Source organism: Carnobacterium gallinarum DSM 4847, from assembly GCF_000744375.1.
In the GTDB taxonomy this organism is placed as follows: domain Bacteria; phylum Bacillota; class Bacilli; order Lactobacillales; family Carnobacteriaceae; genus Carnobacterium; species Carnobacterium gallinarum.
The window spans coordinates 1,477,476-1,491,302 of the sequence record NZ_JQLU01000005.1 but is presented as its reverse complement, the minus strand read 5'-3'; the positions used below and the strand labels follow the sequence as shown (position 1 = coordinate 1,491,302).

13 protein-coding genes are annotated in these 13,827 nt (G+C 30.8%); 2 read left to right on the top strand and 11 right to left on the bottom strand.

What is annotated here, in order from left to right; all coding sequences use genetic code 11:
- Positions 1 to 137: 137 nt before the first annotated feature.
- A complete protein-coding gene (locus BR43_RS11600; RefSeq protein WP_034562117.1) occupies positions 138 to 458 on the top strand; it encodes a hypothetical protein in 321 nt (106 codons plus the stop codon).
- 48 nt (positions 459 to 506) lie between these two features.
- Here BR43_RS11600 and BR43_RS11595 read toward each other — a convergent pair whose 3' ends face one another.
- Positions 507 to 1,010: a hypothetical protein gene (locus BR43_RS11595; protein ID WP_034562115.1), complete on the bottom strand. Its 504-nt coding sequence runs from the start codon at positions 1,008 to 1,010 to the stop codon at positions 507 to 509.
- A gap of 183 nt (positions 1,011 to 1,193) precedes the next feature.
- On the opposite strand from BR43_RS11595, the gene BR43_RS11590 reads away from it, so the two are divergent.
- Positions 1,194 to 1,739, top strand: coding sequence for a DNA-3-methyladenine glycosylase I (locus tag BR43_RS11590; protein ID WP_051933938.1), 546 nt, complete (start codon positions 1,194 to 1,196; stop codon positions 1,737 to 1,739).
- A 34-nt stretch (positions 1,740 to 1,773) separates the two neighbouring features.
- On the opposite strand, the gene BR43_RS11585 is transcribed toward BR43_RS11590, so the two are convergent.
- The 10 genes from BR43_RS11585 to BR43_RS11540 all read right to left on the bottom strand — a co-directional run bounded on the left by BR43_RS11585 (position 1,774) and on the right by BR43_RS11540 (position 13,820).
- Entirely contained in the window at positions 1,774 to 2,280 is a 507-nt protein-coding gene (locus tag BR43_RS11585; protein ID WP_034562114.1) for a hypothetical protein, read from the bottom strand.
- Between the two features lie 376 nt (positions 2,281 to 2,656).
- Entirely contained in the window at positions 2,657 to 5,431 is a 2,775-nt protein-coding gene (locus BR43_RS19930) for a C40 family peptidase (protein ID WP_051933937.1), read from the bottom strand.
- A gap of 180 nt (positions 5,432 to 5,611) precedes the next feature.
- Positions 5,612 to 7,120, bottom strand: coding sequence for a DUF1846 domain-containing protein (locus BR43_RS11575; protein WP_034562113.1), 1,509 nt, complete (start codon positions 7,118 to 7,120; stop codon positions 5,612 to 5,614).
- Between the two features lie 486 nt (positions 7,121 to 7,606).
- Complete coding sequence (locus BR43_RS11570; protein WP_034562112.1) at positions 7,607 to 8,110, bottom strand: hypothetical protein; 504 nt, start codon at positions 8,108 to 8,110, stop codon at positions 7,607 to 7,609.
- A gap of 27 nt (positions 8,111 to 8,137) precedes the next feature.
- Positions 8,138 to 8,770 carry an ABC transporter ATP-binding protein gene (locus BR43_RS11565; protein ID WP_034562110.1) on the bottom strand — a complete coding sequence of 211 codons (633 nt, stop codon included), beginning with the start codon at positions 8,768 to 8,770 and terminating at the stop codon, positions 8,138 to 8,140.
- Positions 8,767 to 9,480: a hypothetical protein gene (locus BR43_RS11560; RefSeq protein WP_034562108.1), complete on the bottom strand. Its 714-nt coding sequence runs from the start codon at positions 9,478 to 9,480 to the stop codon at positions 8,767 to 8,769. The genes BR43_RS11565 and BR43_RS11560 overlap by 4 nt, the downstream gene beginning before the upstream one ends.
- Positions 9,438 to 10,148, bottom strand: a complete 711-nt coding sequence (locus BR43_RS11555) for a hypothetical protein (RefSeq protein ID WP_034562107.1) — start codon at positions 10,146 to 10,148, stop codon at positions 9,438 to 9,440. Before BR43_RS11555 ends, BR43_RS11560 begins: the two co-directional genes overlap by 43 nt.
- The gene (locus BR43_RS11550; RefSeq protein ID WP_034562106.1) at positions 10,135 to 10,935 is read right to left on the bottom strand and encodes a hypothetical protein; all 801 of its coding nucleotides are present in this window, start codon (positions 10,933 to 10,935) and stop codon (positions 10,135 to 10,137) included. The genes BR43_RS11555 and BR43_RS11550 overlap by 14 nt, the downstream gene beginning before the upstream one ends.
- 544 nt (positions 10,936 to 11,479) lie before the next feature.
- Positions 11,480 to 12,172, bottom strand: coding sequence for a MerR family transcriptional regulator (locus tag BR43_RS11545; RefSeq protein WP_084679922.1), 693 nt, complete (start codon positions 12,170 to 12,172; stop codon positions 11,480 to 11,482).
- Between the two features lie 319 nt (positions 12,173 to 12,491).
- Entirely contained in the window at positions 12,492 to 13,820 is a 1,329-nt protein-coding gene (locus tag BR43_RS11540) for a dockerin type I domain-containing protein (protein ID WP_034562104.1), read from the bottom strand.
- Between the last annotated feature and the right edge of the window lie 7 nt (positions 13,821 to 13,827).

The window sequence follows — 13,827 nt, the reverse complement described above, 5'->3', positions numbered from 1 at the left end:
ACAAACATAATAACATGCTCTAGTTGCAAATGCAAGACAGAATAAATTAAGTAAATTTATTTAGTTTATCCAAAAAATTAATGTCAGGTACTCTAATATCCTGTATAATGAGTATTAGATTATAATTTAATGAAGGAGTGATTAACATAAAAAAACAACTTTTAGTACTTTCACTATTACTTACTCTCCCAATTTTAGTTTCGTGGCTTGTATTTTATTTTTGGCAAGCTCCCCCATTATTAGTTGCTGGAATTAGCTATCTATTCCTCTTATTCATTCAAATGCCAGCAGGCGATATCCTAACTACAAATGCTGATTTGGAAACTAGGCGAATAAACCCAGATTATCGACCACCTACTATTATCAGCAGAAAGCTCCCAATTTATGAGTTGTTAACTTTAGGCTTATTGCTTGCTTTGGGGATTGGTTGTATCTATCTATATGTTCAAAATTTATAACAAAAAGGCCACATCGAAAAAATGATGTGGTCTTTTATAATGAATAGATTAGTCTTTATTCTCAACTAAAACTACTAACAAAGCTTTTTGCCAGTTCTTATTTTGTAAAAAAGTTGTGTCTAGTTTAGGATCAACTTGCTGAAGCAATTTCCCCCAAGTTTGTGGGCGAATTTTAGCATGTATTTTGAACAAACGGATGTACGTATAAATCGTTCCAACAAATAGAATCAATGTACCTATACCTATCAGTAATCCCATTACCACAATGTTTGCAGTCTTTCCTAATTCTACAATCATATAAGCTCCAATCAAGATTAAAGCCAAACCACCAAAAAATGCACCGCCAATAATAGCTAATGTTTTCAATTGATACGAACGAATTCCCTTAATGTTAAACTGTTTTTCTAATTTAAACATTTGTCGAACTGGATTTCTAATTTTTTTAACCGGTACATTATAAGTATCAATAAATAAATGTCCAGCTTCCTTTTCTGCTTTATTATGTTTCGGTATAACAATAATCAATAAAATAAAAATAGCAATATAAATCAAGTTTCTTTCTCTCCTTTTAAATATGTTTTAAATACAGTTTAGTATAGCATGATAAAATAGACATTCTCAAAAAAGGAAAATTCAGAAAAAAAGTGGGATTAGTTATTCATTTCCATAAAATTTCACTAACTAAGAGTATGGTATAATAGGCTTGACTATTTAAGAAAAGGTGCTGGTTCCTCAATGAAAAAAAAAGAAGAAATCCAACAAGTTGATACAAAGGCTGGTATGAATTTTTATCATAATCAATGGGGGAAGCCAACACATGATGATCAACTATTGTTTGAACTTTTAACTGTTGGAACCTTTCAGGTAGGCTTAAGTTGGAAGGTTGCTGCAGGGAAACGTGAGGTCTTTTTTAAGAATTTTGACAATATGGAAATTGCTAAAGTAGCTGCTATGATGCCAGATGATATTGAGCGAATCATGGAAGATCCTAATATGATCCGTAACCCACGAAAAATTGATGCAACCATTACGAACGCTCGAGCAATTATTGGCATTCAAAAAGAGTTTGGCAGTTTCGCAACTTACTTATGGAACTTTGTTGATAATGAACCGATTGAGTTGGAATACATTGATGCTTCTGAGGTACCGAATTCTTCTCCATTAGCAGCAACTTTAGCAAAAGATATGAAAAAAAGAGGCTTTAAATTCGTTGGTCCCATTGTGACGTATATGTTTATGAAAGCTAGTGGATTAGTGAAGGATATTGTATTAGATCAATAAAAAACCAATCATCCAAATTCGGATGATTGGTTTTTTAAGCTTTAATTTCGGATTTTTCAGTATCTAATTTGAATAAATTTTTTAGGGCTAATATGGCTAAAATCAAGATAGCTAAGTTGATACCTAGACTCACTATATTGGAAGTTATTGCTATTTCACCGATTCTCAATCCACCAATAATCATCATGATGCCTTTAACTATGCTATAAAGTTGTAATGCCCCAACTCCTAGATAAGGAACTTTTCCAACAACTATCCCTTTTTTTAGCCTTACATTATAAATATATAGAAAAACAGTTAACACTATAGACGCTAGGGTTATTCCATACATCGTATAGGCCGCCAGACCACTAGAAGTTGATTTTAATAAATCGGCTTGTGTTTGGGTGAATCCATCTACTTTACTGTAGTCAATGCTTTGAATCAGCATCAGACCCATAGAGCTAATGATTAAAAATAGTGATGAAATCGTATAAATAATCGCTAACGGTAATGTTAGCTTTTTCGTACTTTGGATCAATTGTTCACTTTTTTCATTCATTTTTATTCCTCCAAATTTATTTTATAAGATTTAATTTAATCTTACTATATACATATTTATAGTCACTATCTAAATGAAGGGCTGACTTCACTATAAGCAGTCTTATCCATTTTAATTTGGTATTTTTTAGAAGATGGATTGATACTAAAAACCCAATAAAGGAGATGTTGTGTTAGATTCCGAAAATAAAATGATTTTTTTCAATGCAGAAAAACTGCCTGAGTTACTAACGAACGCAATTAACTAAATAAGAAACCGTAAGAAATCTTCATTCATTGAAATGAGTTTCTTACGATTTTTATTAGTTTAAGACTTATGACTTAACCTTTATAAATAAGGGATTCTTTAATCTAAAAATAAGATCACTGGTATTGAATTAATATCTTACTGCTGATTCTTCTACCCAGCAAATGCCACTTCCATTTTTTGCAATTAGAACATACACTTTATCATCGGTTGTGATTATTTTTGATTTAATCTCAAATTCTTGGTTGATAAATCCTGCTGTATTATATCCTACTGCTTCTTTTATATAGGTTGCAGTTGCGCTATAACGGGGAACATTTTTAATGACTGTCGCTTTTGCATTTACCACTGTCTGTTCCTTAATTTGAGTATAGTACTCAATTGAGGCTTCTTCTACCCACGCAATTCCTGTACCATTTGGGTTTAATAATAAAACAAAGATTCGTCCATCTGTCGTCTCTACTCGAGTTTTGATTTGGACTTCTTGATTGATGATACTCTCTGTTGTTGCATTAACTGGCGTTAAGAATTCTGAATCCGCCGCTAGAGAATGTTTTTGTGCTGCAACTTTGACAGTTCCCCAACGATTAATATCAGTTCTTGTTTTTACTTTTGGATAGTAACTAATTGCTGATTCTTCTACCCAACAAATGCCACTTCCATTTTTCGCAATTAGAACATACACTTTATCATCGGTTGTGATTATTTTTGATTTAATCTCAAATTCTTGGTTGATAAATCCTGCTGTATTATATCCTACTGCTTCTTTTATATAGGTTGCTGTTGCGCTGTAGCGTGGAACATTTTTAATGACTGTCGCTTTTGCATTTACCACTGTCTGTTCCTTAATTTGAGTATAGTACTCAATTGAGGCTTCTTCTACCCACGCAATTCCTGTACCATTTGGGTTTAATAATAAAACAAAGATACGTCCATCTGTTGTTTCTACTTTGGTTTTGATTTGAACTTCTTGGTTGACAATACTCTCAGTTGTTGCATTGATTGGTGTTAAAAATTCTGAATCATTGGCTAAAGAATGTTTTTGCGCCCCAACTTTGACAGTTCCCCAACGATTAATATCAGTTCTTGTTTTTACTTTTGGATAGTAGCTAATAGCTGATTCTTCTACCCAACAAATGCCACTTCCATCTTTTGCTAATAAAACAAAAACTTTTCCATCAGTTGTCACTATTTTTGATTTTATATCAAATCCTTGATTAAGAAAATTAGATGTGTCATAGCCTATTACTTTTTTCAAATACGTTTTTGTGGCGCTATAACGTGGAACATTTTTAATGACTATTGCTTTTGAACTTTCATCTGTTTGACTTTTAATTTGATCATAAATTTCAATTGAACTTTCTTCCACCCAAGCAATTCCTGTCCCAGCTTCATTTAAAAGTAGAACAAATTTTTGATCATCTTTAGTTACGATTCTTGTTTTCACTTGTACATCTTGACCAATAATAGAATCACTCGTTGCCCCGTCCACTGGCGTAAGGTAATCTGCTCCTGCTGCAAATGAATATTTTTGGGCTCCTTTTATCACTCTACCCCAACGATTAATATCTGTTTGACTTGCAACTTTTGGATAATACTGAATGCTTGACTCTTCCACCCAACAAATACCACTTCCATCTTTTGCTAATAAAACAAAAACTTTTCCATCAGTTGTGACTATTTTTGATTTTATATCCAATACTTGATTTAAAAAGGCTGAAGTGTCATAGCCTTTAACAGCTTTTAGATAACTGTCAGTTGCAGAATAACGTGGTGTCACCTTTTTAACTTTTACTTTTGAATCAGTTGCCACTTGTGTTTTGATTTGGGCATAGATCTCCACTGTTGACTCATCTACCCACCCGATTCCTACACCATTTGAATTCAGCAATAATACAAATTTCTGACCATCTGTTGTAGTAACCCTATTCTTAACTTGAACATCTTGATCGATAATATTTGATGTTGTTGCACCTGCTGGTTTCAAATAATTTCCAGGCATTGAATATTTCTCAGAGGATTTTGTAACTTTCCCCCATCTGCTGATAACTGAATTATTAGCTACTTTAGGATAGTAGTTTACTGCTGATTCTTCAATCCAACAAATTCCTTTATTGTTCTGTCTAATTAAAACAAACGTTTTACCAGATGTGGTTTTGACCTTTGTCTTAATCTCTACATCTTGATTCACAAGATCTGCAGTATTAGAACCCTGTACAGGCGTTAGTTGGTTTGAATTATCAGGATTACCATAGCGTTCAACGCTTTTCGCTACCTTACCATTTCGATCAATATCTGTTCGACTAATAATCGTTTCTGAAGGTGAGCCAATTGGTGCATCTGGTAATATCCGTCTTGCAAAATCAGGATAAAAGTACGCTAAGTTAGTTTTTTTCACTACATCACCCGTTGTTGGAGCATGAACCATCTCATTATTTCCAATATAAATACCTACATGATACGTTGAACCACGGCTTCCATAAAAGACTAAGTCTCCCAACTGCAAATCATTTAAACTCACTTCTTTTCCCATCTTTTCTTGTTCCCAAGTAACTCTAGGTAGGCTAATCCCTACTGAATTCCTATAACTATATTGAACTAATCCAGAACAATCAAAACCAGCTGGTGTTGCTCCTCCCCATACATAGGGAACACCTAAAAACTGTAATGCATAATTAACAATTTTCTGTTGATCTGCCGAAGCTGCCTTGGTTGCAGCAAACGAACCGCTTAGTTCATTTGTGAGCAATCTAGATTTAAAAAAATATTGATTTACTTTTGTATCATTTACTGATTCTTTGAGAACACTTTGATTTGAATTAATGTCAACCGCCTTCGCATTTCCACTCAGAGATATTACTCCTAACAACATACATCCAAAAAACAAATAACTTATTTTTTTCATCTCCATACTCCTTTTTAATATATTTTTTAGTTTATTTACGTCTTTAATTGTACTCTTTTGAACAACTTGTTTCAACAAGAATAGTTATTACTATTTTTAATATTATCCAAAAAATTATAAATAAAAACAAAAAAAGTTTAGAATTATCATAAAATAATTCTAAACTTCAATATTTATTTATTAAATATAATATAGATTTTCAGAAGAATAGACTGGATCGCAAGTTATATCTAGACCTAATTGTCGTAGGATTTGTTCATCATTTTTACTTAGCATCACTGTTGAATGGGCTTGTACACCGTCTAGTTCAGCTAGTTTTTCATAGGCTAATTGAGCCATTGGGTTGGTCACAGCACTAATTGCCAAAGCAATTAAAACCTCATTGGCGTTTAAAGAAGTTAATTTGCTGTGAAGCTCATTGGTTTTCATATTCTGAATTGTTTCTAAAACAACTGGAGATAATAGGAACAAATCATCTGAAATATTCGCCAAGATTTTTAATGAATTTAAAATTGCTGCTGAAGAAGAATCCATTAATGGCGTAGTTTTCCCAGTAACAAAGCGACCATCATTTAATTCAAAGGCAATTACAGCTTGTATTTCGTTTCCTTCGTTTAGTCCCTTCAGATGATCCGAATAGTTACGGGCTGGTAAAACGGGTCCACGGTCTTCTTTTTTTAACTCAACTTCTTCTAAAATCATTTTAATTCGGCTAACTGTTTCTTCATCAATTAAGCCTTTTTTGAAATCACATTCTGTAGTGAAACAGCGGCGAATAATCTCTTGTTTCGATGCTTCTTTAACAGCTTCATCATCTGTAATCCCAAAGCCAACACGGTTTACTCCCATATCCGTTGGAGATTGATAAACAGATTCTTTTCCTGTAATTTTTTCAATAATTCGTTTAATAACTGGAAACGTTTCAACATCACGATTGTAGTTTACTGCCACTTTTTGATAACGATCATAATGGAAGGAATCTATCATATTTACGTCCTTCAAATCAACTGTAGCTGCTTCATACGCAATATTTAAGGGATGTTTTAATGGAACATTCCAAACAGGGAAGGTTTCAAATTTAGAATAACCTGCAGCTTTGCCAAGACGGCTTTCATGATAAAGTTGGTTTAAACACGTTGCCAATTTTCCACTACCAGGACCTGGCGCTGTCACAACAACAATCGGTTTTGTTGTCGGAATATAACTATTTTGACCAAATCCATCTTCGCTCACAATTTTTTCGATATTTGAGGGATAGTCTTCAATAGCTGTATGTTTGTACACTTTAATATCGCGTCTTTCAAGCTTGTTAATAAATAGTTTTGTAGCAGGCTGACCACTGTAACGGGTAATTACAACACTATTTGTTTCTAAACCATAGCCTCTTAGCTCGTCGATTAAACGTAAGATATCCATATCATAGGTAATACCATAATCTCCACGAATTTTATTTCGCTCAATATCTCCAGCATACACACAAATTAAAATTTCAGCTTGATCCTTTAATTTCTGCAATAATTTTATTTTTGAGTCTTCATCAAAACCCGGTAATACTCTTTTGGCATGCTTATCACCAATTAATTTTCCGCCAAATTCTAAATACAATTTGTCATAATGATTCACTCTCTCAAGAATATACTTTGATTGTTCTTCAATATACTTCTGTGGATCAAACCCAATTTTATTCATGTATATCCCTCCACTTTTCAGTTATTCTACTTGTTTATCCTAAAAAAATTTAATAAACACGTTTTTTTCATCTTTATCTATTATAAACTATTCCAAGAGATTGCCAACACTTTCCAGCAAATAAACATACTTTTTATGTAATTTATGAAGAAGTACTATAATTCAGTCATGATTTCTTCAATTTTTTTTTACGAATACGACATACTTTCTTCACATTTTCTGAGTATACTTTAGTCATACCAAAACAACCAAAAACAAACTTTTTTACAACTGACTATTCAGAGTCTATTGTAGACGTAGCTCTCATAATGTTTTAGACATTAGAGTTATGACAATTTTTCATTTTTTCATTGCAACTCCTCCAAAGTGCAATGATCGCTGTGTTTTCAAAGGTTTATCGATTAGCTTCTCCAAACTAATCAATAACATAATTTGGAATCATGGCAACTCCTTTTAGCCACCTGACTCTCCATCAGGTGGCTTTTTTTATTGATAGATATATTTTGTATAGCTTCCCTTTTTATCGCTTGTTAGAATAACCATCTTTGGGGGATTTTCTTTAGAAATAGTCTTCATAATCAATTTAATTGTACGCTTATTCTCACCTATATCTAAAGTATCATTTTCTTCCTTGCTGGCTTCATTCTGATTATCATCCTGTATTGCTGCTTGAGTGACCTCATTTTTATTATTAATAAAGTAGGTTGTACCTATTGGAAACTTACCAACTTTCTTGGAGTTTATCGCAACTTTGATTACATCATAAGAATATTCTTTATCTTCAGGATCCTCAGTGATCGAATGCTTCCATTTAGTTACTTTAAACATTGAGTTAATTTCTGTATCTTCTCCATTTAAAACAAGTACATTGTTTATTTTTACATTTTGATACTGCTTGTTTACTGATACATACCTATTTCCTAAAAATATAGTAAGGGCAACACTGAGAAGAAATGCTAAAAGAATAATTTGTTTTCGATATTTTTTCAAATTTCCCACCTCCAAGTAAAACCAACGCTACTCAACAATTTTTCCATCCGATACATAAATGATTTTATCACTAATCTCTTCTAAAAATAAACGATCGTGACTAGAAACCAACACTGTTTTTCCTTCAGCATTTTGTTCAAAAATTAGTCTTTTTAAGAATTCTTTGCCTTTTTCATCTAATGCATTTGTTGGTTCATCTAAAATGATAATTGGAGAATTAGAAATCAAAGCACACGCTAAAGATAATCTTTTTTTCATTCCAAGTGAAAAATCTTTCACTTTTGTTTCATCAGATTTAAGCCCAACATACTCTAATAATTGCTTTATTTCATCCTTTGTTTGTTGGTTATTGTTTAATAAATTAATTAATTCCAAATTTTTTCTAGCTGAAAAATCTTCTAAAACCCCTTCATTATCCATTGAAAAGGCAATATCACTAGAAAATAATTCATCTTTTCTAATTTGTTTGCCATTAACAATCACGGTGCCTTTATCTGGATTTAAAAAGCCAATAATGGCTTTAAAGATCATTGATTTACCTGATCCATTAGGTCCACTAAATCCACAGATACTACCTTTATCAATAGTAAAATTAACTTCATCTAAAATGACTTTGCGTTTAATCTTTTTAGAAACATCCTTTAGTTCAATCATTTTCATTTTAATCCTCCTCTGTTAATAAAATCAATTTTTTTCATATGATTCAATCCCCATGAACTCACGATGATTAAAATAATTATCAATCCTAAACTATTTATAAAAACCATGCGACTATCAAATCTTATTAACATTGTGCCATCAATAATTGAGGAATAGGGAAAATAAATATTTACTGTAATCAGAATGATAAATAACAACATCATAAGAAAACTATCTCCAATAATTGAGGAAATAATCTGAAATGTGATTAGTACTACTAAGGTGAATAAAAAAACATAACTAAAAAAAATAGGCTGCTTTATGTTAAATTGATTTGCTACAATTAAAACGATAAAAAAGACCAAATCCAATAAAAAACTTAAATAAATTGTTGTAAAAAAGTAGGTTGTTAATGATGACCGACTAATAATTGGATAATCTTTTTTTAGTAATATTTCTTGAGCATTCCCGATAATTAAAATCGGAACAATCAGAATAAATAACCACATCATTGGAAAACTCTTTCTCTCTAGTTCAGATTCAACTCCATACAGCACACTGCTAAGACCATCCAATTGTGAATTTTTAGCAACTATAATTAACAATACTGATAACAAAAATAACACTAACGCTCTAATCTTTATATAACTAAACAGCAAATAGCCATTCCGAATAAGCACTTTATTTATTATTTGGCTTTTTTGATATAATTTTTCTCTGATAGTATCCATCGTTGGCTAACCTCCAAAATAATAAATAACAATATAAGAAATAATACATTCTCAGTGAATTGTGCTATATTTTGATTCTCTTTAGTTCCGAGAATGCCATGTGAAAAAAAGAAAAAAATGTTTACTTTATTTAATGCCAAATCAATATAGCAAAACAAATATACCAGTATCAAAGTCACAACTTTGTTTGTCGTAATACTATAAATTAAATAAATAAGTTTAAAAAAGATAAAATTAGCCAATAATGCAAGAAGTAGGGACAAAAGATAAATAACATTTAATTCGTATGTCATTTTATTTAAGACAATCGTTCCCATTAAAATTATGGCAACTATAAATGCCAAAAGATATAATAGATAGTAGAAAAATAACTGCAAATTAATTAACATTATTGGCTTTTTCACAAAAAAAATTTGCGGAAATAAAATAGAGATCATTGGATAAATAATTAGGGTTGGAAGTATCGGTATCATAATTAATTCAATATTAACACCATTTGTTAATCCGCCTTTTGACATTTCTAATAGAGAAAATGTTTTTGTTGCCTCTTTCCCCATATATAAATAGAATAGGGCACTAAAAAAGACAATTAAAGTTGAAAAATAGACCCCATCTATTAAATAATTCTTTGTAGACTTCATTTTAAAATAGTAATTAAATAACTGCATTTTTATTAACTCCTCTAATAAAATAATAGAAGCTGGTGACTAATACAATGAAATATACACTAACAATACTACTAAAAGGTGGTAAATATCCCCCACCCAATTCTTGTAAAATTGACGCTGGAGAGTAAATAATTTTTGGAACTACATAGGATAGGGTCGTTAAGATTACTGTGATTAAAAATACAGTGCTAAGAGCTATATAAATATTTTTGACATATAGACTAATTGTTGCAGATGTACAGGAGTACAGTCCCGACATACAGCCTGCCATAATCATATACATAAAAATTAGCAAGTAGGGATTTGTAAAAAATAAGTCACTAAAATAGGTTGATTTTGAAGTAACACTTAAATTTGAATTCAAAATAATATCTGGATTTATATTAGGAAATAAGCTAAATGCTACTATAAAGTCAATAGCCAAAGAAATAAATGAAATAAGGAATCCTGAAATAAAACTTAAACCAAATGTTCTCATTGAATAACGAAATATACTTTGTTTTTGAATAAACCTTAAAAAGTAACTATTTTTTTTATCCTCAAAAACAATTAAGTTGGCTCCTAATACTGAAAAAAGCGGTAATAATAAATAATAGATACTAGGAATTCCTCCATTGATATCGCCACCTAGCCAAGTAGTACTTGGCAGATTGATTACATCAACACCATCTAAATATCGGATTCTAGGAACCATTTCAAAAACAATGTGGCTGCTAACTATTGCTACTCCAAGAAAAAAACCAAGTAGATATTTAACACTTAATAGTCGAGTATACCAATACTTCACCTTATCACTCCTAATCAATTACTTATAATCGCTAAGTTTACGAACTATTTTTAATTTTTAAAGGTTATCTATCTGGACTCCATCTGCCATAGGCTTTGCCATACGTTGTATGATTATCAACACTCTTCATTCTGCTTGCTCTAAATATACTTAACCATTCTTTTTTTTACAACTAAAAAAGGAACTTTTTATTATCTACTTTTAAACAAAAATTGATCGTTAGTTTATATAACTATCGTAACTAATTTTCCAATATAAAACCAGTTAAAAAAGCAGCAGAAAAATTTCTTTTCCATGCTACTTTTATAGTCCTGATTTAGTCGAAACTATATATAGGTTATCCGTCATCTATTAACTAACCTAAAATCCAGTTTATTCGTATCATTTTGAGTAAACTTTAAACAATTCCCACTATCTTGCTGAGTTTTTTCAACGATAAATTTGTGTAAAGTATTTTCATTGTTACATACTCTACACAAATTTTGTTACAAGGTGAGCAATGTTTTCTAACTATCTCCGTATTTTTCCATTTTTTTAAAGAATATTATTGGTAGAAACTCTTTAAATTATTGCATTCAAAATACTTTCTTAGAATGCTTTTCAAACATTTATTTTTAGTATAATCATTACTAGTTAAAAATAGGTAGAGTTGATCATCGTCAATTAGAATCCCGCTATCTTTATGCCATGCCTTGTATTCTGAAACAAATTCATTTATTTCTCCACGTGAATATTCCCCCATTTTTTCAATCTTATTTAATTTTTTTGCAATACTAGTTGATCCAGCTGTTAATTTTACTACAATATTCTCATCATTAATTGGAATTTGCTTCCAATCTTTGTTTACTAAACTTTCTACCAAATATTCTTTTTCTTTACTAAGAGTAAAGATTTCTTTTTCAATTAGAAAAATTCTAATATTCATAAGAATCTCTTTTATATAAATAGGATGCTTCAAAATATCTTTTATTTCAGCTATTTTAAAGTTCAATGACTTCATAAAAATGATACAACTGATACTATAAACAATTTCATCTTTTTCATAGTGTCTGATACCATTTTTCCTAGTTCCTTTGTTGATTAAACCAACATCCTCATAATACCGAATTGTCCTTACTGTGATACCGAATTTTCTTGCAACTTCAGATATAGAATACATTCTTCCTCCTTTTTTAAAGTTCTTATTATGTAATCTTAGAATAACAGATTCCCTTACGGAACTTTCAATCATAATCATACAAAAATTAAATCTAACACTTATTTTCAAATACTTTTAATACATATACCAATTTCACATTCGTCATTAAATAACATTTTAAAATTAATATATTTACTTAAAAACGAGTATTCATAGTATTTTCCAAACACAAATATTCTATATTATTTCTCTCTAAATAAATTATATAAGTAAAATTCCCACTTCATATAAATACAACATTGTACTTATATGAATACTAGATCCCTACATACTAAAAATAGCCACTCTATTTTCATTTTTATATTATGTAATAAAACAACAGAAAAAACTGTTGTTTTATTTTAGGAAATAGCTCCCCTTAGTTTCCTGTTAATAGTAATTTTAAACTTGCATAGTCTACAATAGTAATCCGGTTATCTTTATTAAAATCTGCTGCTTTTATAAATTTTTCTTTATTCAGAATGTTGCTTGGAATTTCTCCACTTAATACATACGCTTTAAATAAAGCTGCATCAACACTATTCACTATCCGATCACTATTCAAATCCCCAATAATAAATGCTTGATCTCTTGCCTTAGCATTTTTAATAATTTGTTGGACTTCTTCGACTGTTGTTGCCTGATTGATTTGTTGATTAAATCCTGATTTTTCTTTACCTGTTATGTTCATCAGGTTATTCACTGTCTGGTTCCCTATTTTTTTAGCTTCTATTAACTTTGGCATCAATAAATTCTGTTTTTTAGCAGCATCAACAATCTCTTTGATTCCTTTTGGCGTTTTTGCTTGATTCATTTGATTTTTAAAATCTTTTTTTTGTACATCTGTTAGGTTCGTTAAAGCATCAATTTCTTTAGTAGCTTTTGGAATGATCAATGCATTAATTTTGAGATACATTTTTTTTAACTCAATAGTTCCAGTATACGTTTTGATCCTCAATAATTCACTTACGGTATCAGAAAATTGTATACTTCCTTCATCTTGAGAAATAGCATTTATAGTAAGTTCAATTTCAAAGGGTATAGATGAATTCTTAAAAATGATATTTTGAACATAATATCCATAAACACCATCGTGATTTTGCTTGAAAGTTTGCCCATTTAGCTTGATATACGCTACTGCATTATTTAAATTTGGAGGTAGCCCAACTTCAAAATAATGATTTGGTAAAATACCAATACTATTGAACAGTGAATTTTTCAATTCAAAATATCCACTTATATTGTATCGATCTTTGTTTTTTACCACTTCATTAACACTAACATTTAACTCAGTATTAAGACTTACGGGATTTTTTAACACTCTTGTGCTAAGCTCTTCATTTTCTTCCTTCTCTACTTGTTGTATTTCAGGTGAACTTACGGGATTATTTGCATTAGATTCTTGCAGCTCTTCTTTTGATGAATCAGAAGGTTCTTTTGGTGAATCAGAAGGTTCTTCTGATTCTATAACCGATTCTTGATTTTCTACATCCTTGTTTGGCTCTTCATCTTTTGTAATTATTGGTGATTCAAGACTGTTCAATTCACTAGTTCCATTTTCTAACTGCTGGTTACTTTCTCTCACACTAGTTGGTTCCTCAGCATAAACCAGTTTATCAACAAACGATAGTTTAAGTCCCACAATAAGCACCAACGCAATTATTCCAAATTGATAGCTCTTTTTTATCCATTTTCTTTTATTATTCATCATCATC